The organism is Agrobacterium tumefaciens, from assembly GCF_017726655.1.
Lineage (GTDB): Bacteria > Pseudomonadota > Alphaproteobacteria > Rhizobiales > Rhizobiaceae > Agrobacterium > Agrobacterium tumefaciens_B.
The window spans coordinates 1,880,385-1,899,364 of record NZ_CP072309.1 but is presented as its reverse complement, the minus strand read 5'-3'; the positions used below and the strand labels follow the sequence as shown (position 1 = coordinate 1,899,364).

The window sequence follows — 18,980 nt, the reverse complement described above, 5'->3', positions numbered from 1 at the left end:
CCCCTTCCCCGGATGAAAACCAAACCGAATCAAATGCTTCACCATTGAGTGTTGATAGCCGAAAAGGGACATCGTTTACACTCCATTCACTATGTTTATCTCAAATTGGAACGAGTTACCCTCACGGGTGTTTGCTAGCCGACAGCGCCCGATGAGCGCATAGTATGGAGACAGGCAATGTTGGCAGACGTCTTGCAGAGAGAACCAGGTTACAGCACGCAACAGCCTCGCGTCCTGATCGTGGAAGACGAATTTCTGATTGCCATGGATATTGAAGACTCAATCATGCAGGCCGAAGATGATGCCAACGTCATCGGCATTGCCAACCGTCTGGACGATGCCATCGCACTCGGACGCAGCGCCGACGTCGCCTTTGTCGACGTCAATCTGGCAGACGGCCAGACCGGTCCTGAAATCGGCCGCAGACTTTCCGAGAGCGGTGTGGTCGTGATCTTCATGACCGCCAACCCTGAGGTCGTCGTTAACCTTGGTGTCGGGGCGGGCGTGATCTCAAAGCCAGTGCCGCAGGACGCGGTAGAACAGTGCCTCGCTTATGCCATTGCCAAACGCGCCGGCACCCACGCCGTGACCCCGATCGGCATGATGCCGTTCGAGTAGATCCACGTTTATAAAACGGGCTGAAAACAAAAAAGCCTGCCGCGGGAGGAGGTGCGGCAGGCTTTCTGAAAAAATGAACAGCGACTTGGGAGGAGGATAGGCGCTGTCCCCGGGGCAATCCTTTGGGAGGAGGAGTAGGATCGCCCGCTTCACGAAAAGGATGTGGGAGGAGGTACATCCGTTTCGATGAAATAAAGATACCATTTTTCTGCGCATTTGACAGGCACAAGGTTGCAGCACTGATATGCGCTGGACGCATACCCCTTGAGAGCAGTCGCCACTTGGTGGAGCGGCTAAACGGTTGCTGCCTCCGCCCGCTCTACATATTGGATTTGCGGCATGTTTTCATACCTTGGAGTAGTCGGCGAAGGCGAACCTCTCGCATGCTTTGTAGTGATCCGGGCGCTAAAGGATGAGGTCACATTCAGTGAAAAACAAAAACGCCCGCAAGGCGGGCGTTCGGGACTTGAAAATACGGAAGTGCCACTTGTTTATTTGCCAACAGCGGCGCGGGCAACGCTGGTAATCTGGCTGCGGTCGATACCGAGATCGTGCAGTTCACGGCTGCTCATACGGCCCAGTTCGTTGATCGTCTGACGATATTTGCGCCAATTGTTGAAGCTGCGTGCTACGTTCATGACATGACCCTTTCTAAGGTTTTGGTGACGTCAGTAACGTTTCGTTCCGGCGTCCTTCGATGACCTCTATATGCGCTTTTCAATGGGGACTTAACAGGCAGAATAAGGCAATCCACCCATGCGTCAGACGCAAGGGTTGCCGACCCGGCCCGGGTCGAAAAGTAACGTGGCTCAAATCCAGGACCTGGTAACGGAGCGCCTGCTTAGAACTTGTAGCGCACGCCGAAGACATTGGCGTTTGTCGCGCCCTTCATATTGCCCAATGTCTTGCCACCGCCAGACCGGTGGTGGAGGCGCCAGAAGAATTCCGTCGAGGAATCCTCGCTGAAGGAGACGTTGATCTCAGGCCCGAGATAAAACAGGACGTTGGCATTGCCATCATCCTTAATTTCCTGCTCGCGCTCGCGGCCCGGCTGTGCATCCGTGACGAGGCTGAGACCGGCGGTAAAGCTCGGGGTGATTAACAGTCGCTCACTGAGCCTGATCTGCTCATAACGCGCGACCGGGCCTGCCCACACCTCACCGGTAAGGCCCTTGCCAAATCTCGCAGCAATGCCGATTTCGCCACCCAGTTTTACATTGCCGATGCGGTAGGGATAAAACTGGTAACCGCCGCCCAGAATGACATTCTTTTCGTATTCCACGGGAATGAGGGCAGCGCTTTTCAGCATGTCTTCTTTCGTCAGCACACCGCCGAAACCAAATATCGCCTCGCTCGTCTCCGAAGCCATATCCTCCGACGCGAAAGATGGTGTCGCGGCCAGTGCGATGATAGCCACCAGCGACAAACGTGCGGCGATGTTCATCTTGTTACTCCACCAGAATGAGGTTTCCGTGTGCCGGCCGTCCTCATAACCATATTTGGCAAGGCAGAACACACCGTTACCGAACACAATTATTTTACACACGCTGGAGCCCCGCCAGGCTAACTGGACGGATGCGATGAGGCCAAAAATGGCGCTGCGGCAAAATCCACAGCGCCGTAAGCTAAAGCACCCTTACACCGCCCGCGCCCGTCTTACCTCCGCCTGCGTCCATTCCGGCAACCAGTCGCGATGGGCGAGAAGCAGATCGTCCACCATCGACCAGATTTGGTCGAGGTCGAGTTCGGCCGCCGTGTGAGGATCCATCATCGCGGCGTGGTAGATGTGCTCGCGGTTTTCGCTCATCAGCGCCCGCACCGTCAGCTCCTGCACATTGATGTTGGTGCGCATCAGGGCGGTGAGCTGCGGCGGCAATTCCCCGATGAAAGTGGGCTGCACGCCGTTATGGTCGACAAGGCACGGCACTTCCGCTGCACAATCCGATGGCAGCGAGGTGATGCAGCCATTGTTGCGCTGGTTGCCGTAAATAACCGAGGGTTCGCCCGTCCATACCGAGTTGATGATAGACGAGGCATATTCCTTCGACTGTTTGACCTCGATCTTGTCAGCCGAACGATAGGCCGCCGCTTGGCCCTTCCAGCGCTCGATCTGCTCGATGCAACGCTTGGGATATTCGTCGAGCGGGATGCCAAATTTCTCGATCAGGTCCTCGCGGCCTTCCTTGATGAAATAGGGCGTATATTCGGCAAAATGCTCCGAGCTTTCGGTGACGAAATAGCCGAGCCGCGTCAACATCTCGTAACGCACCTTGTTGGGGCAGCGCGGGTTCCAGCCGGGTTTTGGGGCACGACCCTCGCGATAGGCACGCAAGAGGTCGGGATAGAGGTTCTTGTAGCTGCCATCTGCCTGGCGGTGCTCGAACTCCAGGAAAAACGCCATATGGTTGATGCCGGCCGAACGATAACGGATTTCCTCATAGGGAATATCGAGATCATGCGCGAGTTCCATCGCCGTGCCCTGAACCGAATGGCACAGGCCGACCTGCCGGATCGTCGGGTATTTCTCCGCGATCGCCCAGGTGTTGATCGCCATAGGATTCACATATTGCAGCATGATCGCGTTTGGGCAGACCGCCAGCATGTCCTCGCATATCTTCCACAGATGCGGAACGGTGCGAAGACCGCGCATGATACCGCCGACACCGAGCGTGTCGGCAATAGTCTGGCGCAGGCCATATTTCCGCGGCACCTCGAAATCGGTGACCGTGCAGGGTTCGTATCCGCCGATCTGGAAAGCGACGACGACGAAATCCGCACCGGTGAGTGCTTTTTTCTGGTCGGTATAGGTCTCGGCTTTTGCCTTTGCCCCCAATGTCGAAATCAGCTTGTTGACGACGATGGCGCTTTCTTCCAGCCTTTCGCGGTTGATATCCATCAGGGCGATGGTTGCACCCGAAAGCGCCGGACGTTGCAGCACATCGCCAATGATGTTCTTCATGAACACCGTCGAGCCTGCGCCGATGAATGCAATCCTGGGATCTCTTGCCATGTTTACCTCCGGCATTGAAATTCAAGCGATTTCGAAGGCGGCCCGCACAAGCCGCTGAGTATATTCGGTTTTCGGATTTGTCAGCACGTCCTCGACAGGCCCTTGCTCAACGATCTGCCCGCGCTGCATGACGATGACGCGGTGGCAGAGCGCACGCACCACCTTCAGGTCATGCGAGATGAAAAGGTAGCTGAGCCCCCTTTCGTCCTGCAGCTTGCGGAGCAGATCGATGATCTGCGCCTGCACGGAAAGATCGAGCGCCGAGGTCGGCTCGTCGAGCAGGATGAATTCCGGCTCCAGCGCCACAGCACGGGCAATGGCGATGCGCTGGCGCTGGCCGCCGGAGAATTCGTGGGGGAAACGTGAGAGGATATTGCCGGGCATGCCCGCCGCCTCCAGCGCATCGCGCACGCGGTCCAGCCTTTCGGCCTTCGTTTTGCCAAGGCCATTGATGATGAGGCCTTCCTCGATGATCTGGCCGATCGTCATACGTGGATTGAGCGAGGCGAAAGGGTCTTGAAACACGATCTGCATACGAGACCGCAACGGTCGCATTTCAGCGCGGGAGCGGCCATCCACCCTCTCCCCGTCAAAGACCACCTCGCCTGCGACAGGTTCGTTCAGCCGCAGCAGGGATTGGCCGAAGGTCGTCTTGCCGGAACCGGATTCACCGACAAGCCCCAGCGTCTCATGCCGTCTTAGGGTCAAGCCGAGACTGTCGACAGCAATCAGTTCCTTCAATTCCGGTTTGAACAACCCGCCGTAGCGCATCATGAAAGAGACCCGCACGCCGCTTGCCGTCAGCAACACGCCGGAATTTTCCGGCAGCGGCTTTGCCGTTCCATGCGGTTCGGAGCCGAGCAGCCGTTTGGTATAGGGGTGCTGCGGCGCTTCGAAGAGCTTTTCGGTGGTGTTGTGCTCGCGCATCTCGCCATGCTGCATGACATAGACGTAGTCCGAAAACTGCTTCACGATCGTCAGATCATGGGTGATGAGCACCACGGCCATGCCGCGCTTCTTCTGCAGGTCGCGGATGAGGTTGAGTATCTGCGCCTGCACCGTCACATCCAGCGCAGTGGTGGGTTCGTCGGCAATCAGCACGTCGGGATCGTTGGAGAGCGCCATGGCGATCATGACACGTTGGCGCTGGCCGCCGGAAAGCTGGTGCGGATATTGTTTGAGCCGCGCTTCCGGCTCCGGTATCTGCACCTGCCGCAGGAGATCGAGCGCCCTCGCCTCCGCTTGCTTCTTGCTGAGTTTGGAATGAACCCGGATCGCTTCGATGATCTGGCTGCCGATCGTATAGATCGGGTTCAGCGAACTCATCGGCTCCTGAAAGATCATCGAGATGCGGTTGCCGCGCAGCGCCCGGCGCTGGCGCGACGAGAATTTCAGGATGTTGTCGCCATTAAAGCGGACGACGGCCGCCTTCGAGACCGTGGCACGTTTGGTCAACAAGCCCATGACAGTGCGGGCGGTGACCGATTTTCCCGAGCCGGATTCGCCGACGATGGCGATGGTCTCACCCCGGTAAAGCTGGAAGGAAATGTCCTTCACGGCCTGCACCATTCCGTGTTCCACCTTGAAGGTCACGGCAATGTTGCGGGCATCGATGATGGCGTTATCCTGACGATCATCGGCGTCGAAGCGGATGGCGGGGGCGAAGGTGTCGTTCAGGGCAGCTACCATGTCACGCTCCTCTCAATAGGGATCGACGGCATCGCGCAGGCCGTCGCCGAGCGCGTTGAAGGCAAAGACGGTGACCAGCACAAAACCGACCGGTGCAAGAATCCAGGGATAGGAGCCGATGACGGAATAGGTCGCGGTATCCTGCAGCATCAGCCCCCAGGAGATCAGTGGTGGCTTCACCGCAAAGCCGAGGAAACCGAGGAAGGATTCCAGCAGCACGACGCTAGGAATATGCAAGGTCACGGCCACGATGACATGGCTCATCACATTCGGCAGGATGTGCTGGAAGATGATGCGCCGGTCGGTGGCCCCGACAGCGATCGCCGCCCGGACATAGTCGATCCGCGCCAGTGCCAGCGTCTTGCCGCGCACCTCCCGCGACATCTGTGCCCAGCCAAGCGCCGACATGACGCCTACCACAAAAACAAGGAACACGGTGGTTGGTGCGGTGACGGGAATAAGAGAAGTCAGCGCGAGGTAGAGCGGCAATTGCGGGAAGGCGAGCACCACCTCCACGAAACGCTGCACCCAAGCATCCAGCGGCCCGCCGAAATAACCTGATATCAAGCCGACACTGGTGCCGATGACGGTAACGATGGCGACGACGCTCAAGGCAATGGCAAGGGAGATACGCGAGCCATAAATGGCGCGCGACAGCACGTCGCGTCCAAATTTATCGGTGCCAAGAAAATGCACTGGCTGGCCGTCGGTCGAGCCGAAGAAATGCCGGCTCATCGGAATGAGACCCAGAAGTTTGTATTCCGCACCCTGCACGAAGAAGCCGAGATAGACGGGATTGTCATAGTCCGGCCCGACGATGGGCTGGAAGGTAACAGGATCAAGCTCTTCCGTCTCCGCAATGGCATAGACGCGCGGCGCAAGGCTGAAATTGCCGTCCTTGTCGGTGAACCGAACGACCTGCGGCGGTGAAAAGCTGCCATGGGTTTCAAGCGGGTTCATCGGCGCAAAGAAATCCGCGAAGACGGCAATCAAGATCAGCAAGACGACAAGGACCAGGCCGACCATGCCGGTAAACGAGCGCCGGAGACGCCGCCAGACCAGTGCGAGATAGGTCTCGTTGCCATGGGTGGAGCGGTCGCGTTTCGCCGTGGCGGCAGTTTCGGTTTTTATCTCGTCAAACGCCATCATCTCAGGCCCTCCCGAATTCGCGGACGCGCGGGTCAAGCATGGCGAGCAGCATATCGGCGATGATGTTGCCGACGATGAGCGTGGCAGCCAGCACCATCATGAAGGTCGCGGTGACATAGACGTCCCCCACCGCCATGGAGCCGACGATGGCCGGGCCGACGGTCGGCAACGCGAAGATGATGGCGGTCTCGATCTCGCCACTCAGCATGTAGGGCAACACCACGCCCTGATACATGACGAGCGGGTGCACGGCATTTGGCACCGCATGGCGCATGATGACGGCGCCTTCCGAAAGACCCTTGGCACGCGCCGTCTCGACATATTGCGCGTTCAGCGTATCGAGCAGATTGCCACGCATGACGCGCATATTATAGGCGAGGCCCCCGAAGACGGCGATGGCGACCACCGGCCAGACATGGCTGACCAGATCGACGAATTTCGCCCATGACCACGGCGCACCGCCATATTGCGGTGAAAAGAAGCTGCCGATCTCCGACACGTCGAAATGAAACACCATGAGATACACGAGAATCAGCGCCATCAGGAAGCGCGGGATCGTCATGCCGAGGAAGGCAATGGTCGAGAGCAGGTTGTCGACCCAGGAATATTGCCGTGTGGCGGCCCAGATGCCGAAGGCAATGCCAAGAACGGATGCAAAGATATGGCAGACCAGCGCCAGCGCGATCGTGCGCGGCAGGCGTTCGCCAACCACATCGGCGACGGGCTTGTTGTAATAGAAGCTATAGCCGAAATCGCCGCGGGTGATGATACCGCCGATCCAGTTGAAATATTGGATGACCAGCGGCTTATCGAGCCCGTGTTCGATACGGTATGCCTGCGCCTGCGCTTCCGCCTGTTCGAAGGAAGCTCCGCCCTGGTTCATCAGTTGCGAGCGGATGTAGTCGGCGTAATCACCGGGCGGTGCCTGAATGATGGCGAAGGTCACCACGCTCAGGATCAACAGCACCGGAATGGCGGATGCCACGCGTATCGTCAGAAATCTCAGCATCGAACGGTCTTCCTCGGTTTGGACTGGCCGTGTGTTGCCGGCCGCGCTTCACGCGCGACCGGTACCGGGTGTGCTCCGGGAGGAGTTCTTCAGCGTCCTGGCGTTTTTCCGACGAAAAAGCGGTGTCCGCTTTCCTGGGAACGCTTTAGTTGATCGGCCCGCCCTCGCCCGGCTTGCCGGGAAGCTGCTCAGGGAAGAGTTCGTACTTGCCCTGCTTGTCGGCCGCGACCCACAGGCGTTCACGGATGATGGAATCTTCAGCCCAGTTGAACATGAAGATCGGGGTACCCTGCGGCACATTGGAGAACCGTTTGTTGACGATGAGCGCACCAGGATATTCGGTCAGGCCAATCGTGTAGAGGTTCTGCGTATAGACCTTCTGGTACTGCTTCATCAGCTCGGCCCGCTCGGCATTGTCCTGCGAAGAGATGAACTTGCGCACGATGTCGGCCATATCCTTCTCGAACGGCATCAGGTCGAGTTCCTTGCCTTCGGGTGCGCGGTGGTTCCAGCTGGTGCGCGGCCCGACAGGGGCCAGTTGCTCGGTATTCTGCACCACAGAGGAAAGCTCGGTGGAGTTGCGCCGCACCAGCCAGTCGAACTGCCCGCCATAATGGGCGGCGTCACGCTGGTTTGAATCGAGGCTATTGATGACAACGCGCAGGCCGAGTTTCGCCATCTGGCCGACGAGACCTTCCGCGAGGCTCTTGTCTGTTGCGTAACCGTTGTTAACGAGAAGGGTAATTTCGACATTACGACCGCCAAGCGTTTCCTTGGGGAAATTCAGGAAACCATCGCCGTCCGTGTCTTTCAGGCCAATCGAAGCCAGTGCAGCCTTGGCAGCCTCGAGGTTGAAGGGGTAATAGACCGTGGAAGCCCGATCATAGAAACTTGTCCCCGACGAAATACCACCCGGATAGATCGCCGTGAAAGGCCCCTTGACGAGCGAGTCACCGATCGCCTTGCGATCCAGAGCGGAGGTGACGGCCTGGCGGAAGACCTCGTTACGGTTCAGCTCGCGGATGGCCTGTCCGCGCTCATCCGGATTGCCCCAGCCATTGGCGGAAAAATTCATCTGCAGATTATAACCGATGAGCCGCGGCCCAAAGGCAAGGCGGGCCGGCGCATTAGGATCAGCGGCGCGTTTCAGCGAGGCTACGAAATTCTCCGGCTGCTCGAGATTGGAGAAATCGCCCGATCCCGCCACGGCCTGCACGTCGCGGTCCGCCCAGGTGGAGAGCTTGTAATGGACTTCATTGAGATAGGGCAACTGCTGGCCTTTCTCATCCACTTTCCAGTAATAGGGGTTGCGACGCAGAACGATGAGATCATCCGGCCGGTATGACACCGGCACCCAAGCGCCCATGACCGGCATGTTCATATACTCAGGCGGGAACGCGTTCTTGAACTGGTTATAGGTATTCTTGGAATATTTCGGATGCTGCGGTTTCAGAATATGCGACGGCCCAGGGCAGAAGCTCGGATAGGCCATGGTGTAGAGATATTGCTTCGGGAACGCCGCCTTGAACGTCCATTCGACGGTGTAGTCATCGACCTTCTTGAGCGTCGTGCCCTCACCGAAAGCCTCAGGTGATGCCCCGCCGCCAAGCGGTGAGACATTCGGATCGATGACGGCGTCTTCCCAGTAGAACATCACGTCATCGGCATTAAAGGGCTCCCCGTCCGACCATTTGGCACCCTTGACGAGATGCATCGTCAGCTTGTGGCCATCTTCCGACCATTCCCAGCTTTTCGCCAGATTGGGCAGCGGCTCGGTATCCTTGGCATCCACCTGGAACAGCGGGGCGGTGCGCGTCAGGCATTCGGAAAGGGCGATATCGATGCCGCCCCAGCCCTGACTCTGGCCGGCAATGTAGTTCCAGCCCTCCGGCCTGCCGCCAACCACATGGCGCATCGTATCGCCGTAAACGCCCATACCGTCGGGCATATTGCCTGTTTTGTAGACCAGCGGCTCCTCGGGCAGGCGCTCTTTCAACGGTGGCAGCTTGCCGGTCTTTTCGAATTTCTCGGTGATCCAGTCGGGTTCGCTATAATTTGGAAGCGCCTTGAATTGGAGGATCGAGTCGCGCGCTACATAGTTGATCTTGCCTTCGGCCGGAAATTGCGGCGGCTCGGGCGGCGTGGTGGTCTCGAAGGCATTCGCATTGAGTGCGATCATCGAAACACTTAAGCCCAGTGCCGCGATGATACCGATCCTGCGTTGAAGTAACATCGTTTTTCCTCCCAAATGGCAGCTCTTCGAGCGCCCACCCTCTGTGATCGTTAGACCGGACGGCGAACTCCCTTTCGCCGCCGGCCTGTTTCAATGCTTTTCCTCAGACAGCCTTTTTCAATGCCGATTTTTCGGCCCGCAACTCTTCGATGGAACGTACATTGCGGCGCGCAGCCCCCGCCCAGTCCCGCGTCTTGACGGTTGATTTCGCCAGCCGCTCCTTCGCTGCCGGAACGGCATCGTGATATTGCGGCAGCCAGCGCGCCTGCGCGACAACCATCTCGTCCACCATCTGCCAGACCTCCTCCGGCGTGGCGACAGCGCCGACCAGCGGATCATGCAACACGGCAAGTTTCAAAAGATCGATATCGCCGGTGACTGCCGCATGGACTGACATGCGCTGAACATTGATCGAGGCCATGCAGGTTGCCGCGCAAGCTTCTGGCAGCGTGATGCCCGATACCATGTTGATGCCGAAACGATCGACGAAACCGGGTGACTCGATAATGGCGTCCGCCGGCAGGTTGCTGATGACGCCATTGTTCTTGACGTTGAAATGGCCGCGATAGACACGCCCCGTCTCCAGCGCTTCGAGGATGTGGCTTGCGTGTTCGTTGGAGCGCTTTGCCGGATCGATCGGCTTGTCTGCCGAGGCGAGAAACTGCGGAAACTCGGTTTCAAACCAGTTGCGGGTCTCGGTGGAATGGCGCAGATAACCGCCGGTTTCGCCGTGAATCCAGTCGGACATATCGATCCAGCGAGCAATCTCTTCTGGCCGCTTCCGATACCAGGGCAGATATTCGGACAGATGGCCGTTGCTCTCGGTCGAATAGACGCCGAAACGCTTGAGAACATCGATGCGCAGCTTCTCCTGCTGCGAAAAGACCGGATGCGCCTCGAAAGCGGCGACCAGCTCATCTTTGCCGATCTTGCGGCCGTTAAGCCGCAGATCGATGAACCATGTCTGGTGATTGATGCCGGAGCAGATGTAATCGAGTTCCGCAGGGGATTTCGCACCGAGGATTTCGGCGATCTGTTCCGCACCGTGCTGAACGCCATGGCAGAGACCGACCGTATCCACCTTGCCATATTCGATGGCCGCCCAGGTGTTCATCGCCATGGGGTTGGCATAGTTCAGGAATTTCGCACCCGGTGCTGCGACTTCGCGGATATCCTTGCAGAAATCCAGAATGACGGGAATATTGCGCTGACCGTAGAGAATGCCGCCGGCGCAGATTGTATCGCCCACGCACTGGTCGATGCCGTATTTCAGCGGGATGCGGATATCGTCCGCATAGGCTTCGAGCCCACCGACCCGCACGCAGCTGATAATGTATTTCGCGCCCTCCAGCGCCCGGCGGCGGTCCGTATGGGCGGTCACCTTGACGGGGAAACCATTCGCCTCAACGATCTTGTCGAGGATCGCCCTGATCATATCGAGATTGTGCTGGCTGATATCCGTGAGCGCGACTTCAATATCGCGAAACTCGGGCACACACAGGAGATCGGTGAACAGTTTTTTCGTGAAACCGACGCTGCCTGCGCCAATAATAGCGATTTTGAAACTCATAACGCCACCTCTGTTGCAAATCGAACGGGTGAAACGGGCCGACGGATAATAAAATGCCGCTATAAGAAAATACCCGCGAGAATCCGGGAAAACCGGCTTTCTCGCCATTTTTTCAGCACCAATATCCTGCTGGCTGTCTCCTCGGATCGGGATTATGCTTATAAAGACATGTAGAACCAGAGAAGGATTATGCTTTTATGGGTAATTTTGTGCTGCGCGATCTGATCGATCAGGGACCGTGCATGCGCACTGTCTCCCTGCCCCGTGGACGCCAGACACTGCACACCATGCCGACCAGCAGCGGATATGAATTGCGCCGTAGCGGCAATTATGATTGGGACGGTCGCAAGCGCGGCCAGACGCCGTTTACCGTCCTGCAATACTGCATCAGCGGCCAGGGAAATCTGAGGTACGAGAACCGGCAATACGTCATCAGACCCGGGGAAACCCTGCTGTTGCTCATCCCTCACAATCACCGTTACTGGCTGGAAGAGGGCAAGGAATGGGAGTTCTTCTGGATATCCATGAATGGCGAGGAGGCGCTTCGCATCCACCGCAATATTCTTTCTGTCACCGGTCCGGTCCTCAAGCTACAGCCGGAAACGATCGACCACCTTGCAGAATGCTGTTCACGCCTCGTCAACGGTGCGGAAACACCTGGAGCGGCTTCTGCCGTTGCCTATGAAGCGGCGATGACGCTCTATGACGACGTTTTCGGGTCGCACCCCTCCTTCGGCGGCGAATATCGCACCATGCAACAGGTGCTGAGCTACATCGACACTCACCTCGGAGAACGCCTTTCCGTCAGCGATCTCGCAGCGGTGGCGGGGCTCAGTCGCGCACATTTCTCCCGTATCTTCACGGCGAGCGAGGGCCTGCCGCCTGCGGAATTCGTTCTTCAGCGACGTCTTCGCCGCGCTGCCAAGCTTTTAACGACAGCAGCCCACATCCCCATCAAGGAAGTTTCGGTCCTTTGCGGTTTCGAGGACCCCAATTATTTCTCCAAGGTTTTCAGACGACTGTACGGCACCAACCCGAGCGAATTCCGCACCACCGGCATGTATGCAAGCGTTCGTCAAGGTTGACGGCAATTCCGACTTGGTTTTGACATGTTTCGAGCGACTAACGATCGTTGTAGCGCCGTTGATGGAGACCGACCGAGGTGAACAGCAAAATCCGGAGGATCCTCGTCTTCCCCATTCGGGCGATCATCGTTCTCGCGCTGATCCTTGACGGAATTTTCCGTCCGCTCTATCGCCCGGTCATCAGGGCAATATCCCGTATTACATTCATCCAGAAGCTGCAGACCCGGATTGCCAGACTACCGCGTCTTGCCATTCTTCTCTGTCTTGCCGTCCCTTTTGCGATCGCCGAACCAATGAAGATCGTCGGCCTCGTCCTCATCGCCCATGGCGCTTTCAAGTCTGGCGTCGTTCTGACGGTACTTGCACATCTCTCGACTTTCCTCATTGTCGAGCGCATCTACCATGCCGGAAAGGAAAAGCTGCTGACCTACGGCTGGCTCGCCTGGATCATGCGCTATGTGCGCTTCGCACGCGCCTTTTACGATCGGGCCAAGGCCTCCGCGCTTAGCTGGATACGGCTGCGCCTCCTGGCGCAGCAGCGGTAACAATCACCGTTTGCGCCTCAACCTCTTCAGAAAATATTCCGCCAGGGCAGTGGATTGGAGCGAAACGAGGATAATGACAATGCCAAGTACAACGCGAGTTTCTGGCACCTCGTCGAAGAGAAAATATCCGACCGCAGTCACAAACAGGATCGACAGATAGCTGACCGGCGCAAGGACGCTTGCATCCGCAATGCGATAGGCCCGCAGGAAGCAATATTGTCCCATCTGCGCCAGCAATCCGATGCCGAGCAACGGAACCCAGTCAAATGACGCAACCGGCCTCCATGTCCAGATTGCCGGAATGGCGGTGATGACGGCGAGGCCCAACGTGTAGAACACCATCATGACAGTGGTGTTCTCCCGCCGCAGCGCCCGTGTCTGGATAACCGCAAGCGCACCGAACACCACCGATATCAGCACAACGATCACGCCCACGCCAAATTCCGCGCCGCCCGGCCCAATGACGACCAGAACGCCGACAAATGCAAGACAGGCTCCCGCCCAGCGAAAGCGGCTCACGCTTTCGCCAAGAAAGGCGACAGCCATCGCCATCGTCACCAATGGCCGGGAAAAACCAACGGCATTGACGGTCGCAAGCGGCAACAGGGTGATAGCGATGAAATTGCTGGTGAGTGCGATGGCATTGCAGCAGATGCGGAAAATGTTACGCCAGGGATATTGGATGCGCGCCATTTCTCCCCGGTGCCGCCAGATGAGTGGCAGGATGAACATCAGGCCAATCATCGCCCTGATGAAGACGAGCTGGAAGGCGGGATAGGTGACGCCTTGCGCCTTCACGAGCGCGGTCATACCGCCCGCAACAAGGGTCATGTCCAGCAACAGCCAGCCTATGCCCGCGCGGGTGTCCGTTTCGCGAGGGCCTTGCTGTTCTTCGCTTTGATCGTCGCCATTCACGCCGGTTGCACAAGATTGGCCATGAGGCGGAAAGCGCCAGGCACAAGCTTGTCCATCTGGTGATGCAGCACGAGGCTGGTATGGGTATGCCTACCCTTGCCGATGACGCCCGAAACCAGCGCACCCTTCAGCGGCTGCTCATCGACATCATGCATGGCGAGCAATGGCTCGTAGACATCATCCCAGCGCGAGGCGAAATAAAGCCCGCGCTCCTTGTCCCAGCCCCCCCAGTCAGCGGCATCAATCCTGTTCGGCCCGGCAAGCAGCGGATGGTCGGGCAAGAGCACCGTTACCTCCGCCTGAGGATCGGTCACACGCCAGCGCAGGGAAGGCTTGCCTATCTCAAGACGCCGGACTGGCGTCGTTTCCACATTCCACCCGTCAGTCGGCCGGTGATAGAGCGTGACCAGATGACCGCCGTTTTCCACGAAGCGGTGAAGTTTCTCCGTCTCGGCAGCGAGATCCCTGCGGATGCCGAAGGCGAAGATGCCAATAACGATCGTCGTAAAGGATGACAGGTCCCCGCCAAGCGCCTGAGCGTCGAGGTCGGTGACATCGAGTCCCATTCGCGACAGCCAAAGACCGACCCTGTCAGCACCACCACCGACATACCCGATCCGCGCCTTCTCGGGCAGCTTGAGGTCCAGCGAGAGGATTTTCAGAACGGACGGCGCCAAAAACCTTGCCCGACCGATGTGCGGATAAGCGATCGGCGTTATCTGAAAAGCGGGTTGGGCACCGACCAGCGCCTCGATCTGGGCAAGGCCCACGCGGGCCTTGCCGTTACGTTCGGCAATCCAGTCGCCGCCGTTCTTGCGCAGGCTCCAGCCGCCCGTATTCCTGAACGACAGCGACGCATCGGCTCCGTTTATATGCGCCTGAAAGACATGCGCCTCCTGCCCGTGTCCGAGCGGAACCAGAAGAGCGTCCGGCGCAATCGTCAGCGACTGCGCCGGCGTCACGAAAAACTGTTCCTCAAGGTCGAAGGCGGCCGAAACCGTTCTGCCTTCAACCGTTGCGGAAAGCCGCACCGAGGCATGGCCATTGCCGCCCATGGCTTTCCAGTCAGGCTGATACAGCCCGGAAACAGCTGCATCCTGATCCGCGACAAGCTTAAAGACCCGCGTCTCGCCAAGCGACTGGATGGATGACGATACACCTGATGGCAGGACCGGAGTGACCTCGACATCAATGTGAGCTGCCTGGTCTGAAAGCTCCACGGAAAGAACCGACGCTCCACCTGGTACGATCTCCGCCGGCGCGGCGTAGGCCCGCTCGAAAACATCAAGCGCCGTCAGGATGGCGGCATCGACCTGCGCCCGCTTGCGCCTGATCCGATGTCCGTGCAGTTCCGTGAAATCCGCAGTGGCGGATTCGTCCACCGTCTGCAAAAGCGCTGCCGCCGCGAGAAGTGACGCCGTGATCCGCTGCCTGTCGGGAAAGGCCGATATCGCTTCGCTTATCGCCTGTTCCGCCTTGACCAGCGCCTTTGCCAATTCGGTATCCAGGCCCGGGAACACCGCAAGGTCTGACAACGAAGACGGCAGCCCGTCGAGGATCGAGTGTTCTTGGCCCCCTGCATCACTGGCGAGTTCGAGATGCAGCGGCCAGACCTCCTGCGCCAGCTTAGGCCAATGTCCCATTCCCTGAGAAGCGTGATAATAACGCGACCATTCGCCGATCCGGTCATATTGCGCGCCAGTCGCCTGCTCCCTGCCGCGAGCATTTACCGTTACGGTCGTCTCCGGCGGCGGCACTTCGTCATCATAGGTGTCACCACCGCCCGACCACGCGGGAAGGTAATATTTCGCCACCTGCCACGGCTTCAGCCCCTCTGAAAGATGTTCAGGATAGGCCGCAGGGTCCGCCGCCAGCGCGATGGCGCTCTTTGCCGCACGCGTCATCGCTCGGTGGTGCCCATGTTGTCCCGGCACATCGAGAAAGGTCGGGATGACGATATCCGGCCGCTCCTTGCGATAGGCGCGGACCAGCCTTTCGACGATGCGCTGCTGTCCCCAGCGGCCAAAGGTCTGGTCGCCATCCTTGGAAAAACCAAAATCGTGGATGATATCCGCCGGTCCATGGCCGAGCCAACTGATATCCGCATCGATGACGCGGGCCGCCTCCTCTAGCTCCCGCGAGCGGATGACGCCGAGCGCGCCAAGCCTTTCCGGCCCCAGCGCATTCTGGCCGCCCTCACCACGTGTCGAGCAGGCGATGATGGTACGCATGCCAAGCTCCATTCGGAAATAGGCAAGCAACCCGTTCTGCTCGTCGTCCGGATGCGCGCCGGTATGCATGACGGTCACGGTAGACTTCAGCGCGCTCAGCCTGCGATGCAGGCGTATGAGCCACGGATCGGCCATCTGCCGTTCGATGCGCTCCCGGGGGTTAAGCATGGGCGGTCTCCTCCAATATTCAGCCGGGTGCCTGCGCTGCGGCTCCCATGGATGTCTCAAGTTTTGGCGTGACGATATCGAAAAGCGGCAAGGCGGCAGCGCCGAGGGCAGCAGTCAACTGCCCGGACTTGCCATGGATGACACGCGGAAGTTCCCGCTGCCTGCGACTTGCGACCGAGGTCGGCAAAGGCCCCATCCGTGCAATGATTTCACTGATGATGACCTCAGGCAGAGCGCCGCCGAGAATGACTGTCTGCGGATCGAGAATATTCTCGAGCATCGCCACCATGGGCGCCAGATGCGCCGCAGCTTCGTCGATCCATTCCCTCACCACGGGATGACCTGCCTTGAACAGGGCCTCCAGATCATCAAGTTCCGTATCTGCAACACCGGCGCATACAAGCTTTTCCTTCAGTACATAGACTGAGGCATAAGCCTCCAGGCACCCTCTCTGCCCACAGGAAGGACAAGGCCTTCCCCTCGGCGAAACAGTCACATGGCCGATTTCGCCGGCATTCCCGAATGCACCGCGATAGGGCGCACCATCCTGGATGATGCCGAGGCCGATACCGACGCCGAAATAGATCATGCAGAAATTCGGGATCGCCAGACCAGCACCAAACAGCCGTTCCCCGACTGCTGCGGCCGTGGCATCGTTTTCAACCACGACCGGCTGGCCGCAGGCTTCGCCCAGCATCTGCCGGGCATCAATACCGCCCCAGCCGGAAAGCGTCGTCGGTCCCACCGAAGTCATGCCATCGATCTCGAAGGGGCCGGGCATGACGACCCCGGTGCCGAGCAGCCTGCAGCCTAGATTTTTGGCAACGGCGTCATGCTCGGCGGCAAAGGTATTGAATATAGCATCCGGCGTCGTGTCCAAGAGCGGCGTGATGCGCTGCGTGCGAAGAACACCGGCGAGATCAAGACCGACGGTGACCATGTGGTCTGCGGCGATCTCGACGCCGATCGTTGCCCCGCCGTCAGGATTGACCGCGAACTGGATTGGCGGCTGCCCGCGCCCAGTGCGACGACGGCCCAGTTCCTTCAGCAATTCCTCGCCGACCAGCTCATCGACGATATTGGCAACCGCCTGCGGGGTGAGATGGGTAATCTTGGCAATCTGGGCGCGACCGAGTGAGCCGTGCCGCCGTACGAGGTCGAGAACGACTCGCCTGTTGTGCTCCCGGCTCCGCTCGGGATTTTTTCCGATTGCTACGGGATAATCGTCCACCGTGTGCACCGTCATCTCTTCAACTTCCCGTCCGTTAGAAAATTCATAGCGTCCAATTGGGGACAAGCGCAATATAATAATTCAAGTAAATTATCTTATTGACAAAAGCGCGCCTTCGGAGAACCGTAGAGGCCGACCGGGGGTCAGTCTTGTCGGGGCGAAAGAGGAAACTTCGCTGCCGGCAAATCGATGAGCGCGCGCGAAAGCGCGGATAATGGGAACGATCGCTCCGCATCCGGAAGACCGGGCGGAGGAAAAGGAGGCTTACATGCGCAGGGCAACTCTGTTCGCCGGCTTGGTTGCCGGTTTCAGCACATTTGCATTCAACGCCGCGCAGGCGGTTGAAATCGAATATTGGCAATATGTCTTCGACACCCGCGTGAAGGCCATGGACGAGCTGATCGCACAATTCCAGAAGGGCAATCCCGACATCACCGTTAAGCAGGTAACCTTCCCTTACGCCGACTATCAGACGCGCGTGATTGCCGCCAATATGTCGGGCAAAGGCCCAGACGTGATGCAGCTGTTCTACGGCTGGCTCGACAAGTTCGCAGCCGGCGGCATTTTGCAGCCACTGCCGACCGATACCTTCCCGCATGACAAGATCGAAAGCGAATTCTTCCCGATCGTCAGCGCCATGAAACGCGGCGACGACTATTATGGCCTGCCGACAGCGGTTCGTTCGCTGGCGCTGTTCTACAACAAGAAGCTCTTCACCGAAGCCGGTCTCGATCCCGCCAATCCACCGAAGACGCTCGATGAATTCATCGCCGCCGGGCAAAAGATCGCCAAGCACGATGCCGCCGGTAATCTCACCGTCGCCGGTTCCACGCTCGATATGGGCGGTCAGGATCACCAGTGGTGGCGTGAAGTGCTCATTCGCCAATATGGCGGCGAGCCCTATACCGACAACGACCAGAAGGTAGCTTATAACAGCGAGCCGGGCATCCAGGCGCTGAAATTCTACACCAGCCTGCAGCTTGAAAAGAAGATCGGCCAGGCGGGTTTCATGGATGAAGGTCAGGCCGCCTTCCGCGCCGGCAAGGCCGGCATGACCATCGACGGCACGTTCCGGCTGGGCTCGTTCCGCACCATCAAGGATTTCGAATGGGGCGTGACCGAGCTTCCCACAAATGACAAAAACATCCGCTCCAACTATGCCAGCTATTTCGCCAACGGCATCAGCGCCAAGACCACGGGTGAAGAGCTTGAGGCCTCCAAGAAGTTCCTCGCTTATATCTCCTCGCCGGAAGCCATGGCGATCTGGCTGAAGACGGTGGGTGAACTGCCGGCACGCCGCTCTGCGGCCCTGACCGAAGAAAATCTGAAGGACCCTATCTACGCGCCGTTCCTGAAGGGGCTGGAATACGCCCATACGACGCTGTTCATGGATGAAGCCGCCCAGCGGCAGAATGCCATCGACATGACCAACCGTGTGCTTCTCGAGGGCCAGTCGGTCGAGGATTCCATCAAGCAGGCCGCCGAGGCCGAGCAGGAAATCATCGACGCGGCGAAACCCTGAAAACC

At 58.6% G+C, this 18,980-nt stretch carries 15 protein-coding genes; 4 read left to right on the top strand and 11 right to left on the bottom strand.

Going from position 1 to position 18,980, the window contains the following annotated elements; translation table 11 throughout:
• Nucleotides 1–177: 177 nt before the first annotated feature.
• Nucleotides 178–618, top strand: coding sequence for a response regulator (locus AT6N2_RS22935; RefSeq protein ID WP_144579208.1), 441 nt, complete (start codon nt 178–180; stop codon nt 616–618).
• A 491-nt stretch (nt 619–1,109) separates the two neighbouring features.
• On the opposite strand, the gene AT6N2_RS22930 is transcribed toward AT6N2_RS22935, so the two are convergent.
• The 8 genes from AT6N2_RS22930 to AT6N2_RS22895 form a co-directional block, all read right to left on the bottom strand.
• The gene (locus AT6N2_RS22930) at nt 1,110–1,256 is read right to left on the bottom strand and encodes a DUF1127 domain-containing protein (RefSeq protein WP_003505647.1); all 147 of its coding nucleotides are present in this window, start codon (nt 1,254–1,256) and stop codon (nt 1,110–1,112) included.
• Nucleotides 1,257–1,459: 203 nt separating this feature from the next.
• Nucleotides 1,460–2,062 carry a hypothetical protein gene (locus AT6N2_RS22925; protein WP_209091973.1) on the bottom strand — a complete coding sequence of 201 codons (603 nt, stop codon included), beginning with the start codon at nt 2,060–2,062 and terminating at the stop codon, nt 1,460–1,462.
• Between the two features lie 192 nt (nt 2,063–2,254).
• A complete protein-coding gene (locus tag AT6N2_RS22920; protein WP_209091593.1) occupies nt 2,255–3,628 on the bottom strand; it encodes an alpha-glucosidase/alpha-galactosidase in 1,374 nt (457 codons plus the stop codon).
• A 21-nt stretch (nt 3,629–3,649) separates the two neighbouring features.
• On the bottom strand, nt 3,650–5,317 hold the full coding sequence (locus AT6N2_RS22915; RefSeq protein WP_209091590.1) for an ABC transporter ATP-binding protein: 1,668 nt from the start codon (nt 5,315–5,317) through the stop codon (nt 3,650–3,652).
• 12 nt (nt 5,318–5,329) lie between these two features.
• Nucleotides 5,330–6,466 (bottom strand): ABC transporter permease, encoded by a 1,137-nt coding sequence (locus tag AT6N2_RS22910; protein WP_209091589.1) that lies wholly within the window; start codon nt 6,464–6,466, stop codon nt 5,330–5,332.
• A gap of 1 nt (nt 6,467) precedes the next feature.
• Nucleotides 6,468–7,475: an ABC transporter permease gene (locus AT6N2_RS22905; protein ID WP_209091588.1), complete on the bottom strand. Its 1,008-nt coding sequence runs from the start codon at nt 7,473–7,475 to the stop codon at nt 6,468–6,470.
• A gap of 145 nt (nt 7,476–7,620) precedes the next feature.
• Complete coding sequence (locus AT6N2_RS22900) at nt 7,621–9,708, bottom strand: ABC transporter substrate-binding protein (protein ID WP_063951653.1); 2,088 nt, start codon at nt 9,706–9,708, stop codon at nt 7,621–7,623.
• A gap of 103 nt (nt 9,709–9,811) precedes the next feature.
• Nucleotides 9,812–11,278: an alpha-glucosidase/alpha-galactosidase gene (locus AT6N2_RS22895; protein ID WP_209091587.1), complete on the bottom strand. Its 1,467-nt coding sequence runs from the start codon at nt 11,276–11,278 to the stop codon at nt 9,812–9,814.
• Between the two features lie 197 nt (nt 11,279–11,475).
• Here AT6N2_RS22895 and AT6N2_RS22890 point away from each other — a divergent pair, with 197 nt between their 5' ends.
• Nucleotides 11,476–12,363 (top strand): AraC family transcriptional regulator, encoded by an 888-nt coding sequence (locus tag AT6N2_RS22890; protein WP_063951652.1) that lies wholly within the window; start codon nt 11,476–11,478, stop codon nt 12,361–12,363.
• Nucleotides 12,364–12,440: 77 nt separating this feature from the next.
• Nucleotides 12,441–12,908: a hypothetical protein gene (locus AT6N2_RS22885; RefSeq protein WP_209091586.1), complete on the top strand. Its 468-nt coding sequence runs from the start codon at nt 12,441–12,443 to the stop codon at nt 12,906–12,908.
• Between the two features lie 3 nt (nt 12,909–12,911).
• Here the strand turns inward: AT6N2_RS22885 and AT6N2_RS22880 are convergent, their stop codons facing one another.
• From AT6N2_RS22880 to AT6N2_RS22870, 3 genes are read right to left on the bottom strand one after another with little or no spacing between them, the layout of a single operon-like run.
• Nucleotides 12,912–13,823, bottom strand: coding sequence for a DMT family transporter (locus AT6N2_RS22880; RefSeq protein WP_209091585.1), 912 nt, complete (start codon nt 13,821–13,823; stop codon nt 12,912–12,914).
• Nucleotides 13,820–16,222, bottom strand: a complete 2,403-nt coding sequence (locus AT6N2_RS22875; RefSeq protein ID WP_209091584.1) for a PIG-L family deacetylase — start codon at nt 16,220–16,222, stop codon at nt 13,820–13,822. Before AT6N2_RS22875 ends, AT6N2_RS22880 begins: the two co-directional genes overlap by 4 nt.
• A gap of 19 nt (nt 16,223–16,241) precedes the next feature.
• Nucleotides 16,242–17,468: an ROK family transcriptional regulator gene (locus AT6N2_RS22870; RefSeq protein WP_063951648.1), complete on the bottom strand. Its 1,227-nt coding sequence runs from the start codon at nt 17,466–17,468 to the stop codon at nt 16,242–16,244.
• A 253-nt stretch (nt 17,469–17,721) separates the two neighbouring features.
• On the opposite strand from AT6N2_RS22870, the gene AT6N2_RS22865 reads away from it, so the two are divergent.
• Nucleotides 17,722–18,975: an extracellular solute-binding protein gene (locus AT6N2_RS22865; RefSeq protein ID WP_209091583.1), complete on the top strand. Its 1,254-nt coding sequence runs from the start codon at nt 17,722–17,724 to the stop codon at nt 18,973–18,975.
• Nucleotides 18,976–18,980: the final 5 nt, after the last annotated feature.

Excerpts from the sequence above, each read along its gene's own strand:
- AT6N2_RS22890 (WP_063951652.1), top strand. The coding sequence starts at position 11,476 with ATGGGTAATTTTGTGCTGCGCGATCTGATCGATCAGGGACCGTGCATG.
- AT6N2_RS22905 (WP_209091588.1), bottom strand. The coding sequence starts at position 7,475 with ATGCTGAGATTTCTGACGATACGCGTGGCATCCGCCATTCCGGTGCTG.
- AT6N2_RS22895 (WP_209091587.1), bottom strand. The coding sequence starts at position 11,278 with ATGAGTTTCAAAATCGCTATTATTGGCGCAGGCAGCGTCGGTTTCACG.
- AT6N2_RS22875 (WP_209091584.1), bottom strand. The coding sequence starts at position 16,222 with ATGCTTAACCCCCGGGAGCGCATCGAACGGCAGATGGCCGATCCGTGG.
- AT6N2_RS22920 (WP_209091593.1), bottom strand. The coding sequence starts at position 3,628 with ATGGCAAGAGATCCCAGGATTGCATTCATCGGCGCAGGCTCGACGGTG.
- AT6N2_RS22865 (WP_209091583.1), top strand. The coding sequence starts at position 17,722 with ATGCGCAGGGCAACTCTGTTCGCCGGCTTGGTTGCCGGTTTCAGCACA.
- AT6N2_RS22930 (WP_003505647.1), bottom strand. The coding sequence starts at position 1,256 with ATGAACGTAGCACGCAGCTTCAACAATTGGCGCAAATATCGTCAGACG.
- AT6N2_RS22935 (WP_144579208.1), top strand. The coding sequence starts at position 178 with ATGTTGGCAGACGTCTTGCAGAGAGAACCAGGTTACAGCACGCAACAG.
- AT6N2_RS22870 (WP_063951648.1), bottom strand. The coding sequence starts at position 17,468 with ATGACGGTGCACACGGTGGACGATTATCCCGTAGCAATCGGAAAAAAT.
- AT6N2_RS22900 (WP_063951653.1), bottom strand. The coding sequence starts at position 9,708 with ATGTTACTTCAACGCAGGATCGGTATCATCGCGGCACTGGGCTTAAGT.
- AT6N2_RS22925 (WP_209091973.1), bottom strand. The coding sequence starts at position 2,062 with ATGAACATCGCCGCACGTTTGTCGCTGGTGGCTATCATCGCACTGGCC.
- AT6N2_RS22910 (WP_209091589.1), bottom strand. The coding sequence starts at position 6,466 with ATGATGGCGTTTGACGAGATAAAAACCGAAACTGCCGCCACGGCGAAA.
- AT6N2_RS22915 (WP_209091590.1), bottom strand. The coding sequence starts at position 5,317 with ATGGTAGCTGCCCTGAACGACACCTTCGCCCCCGCCATCCGCTTCGAC.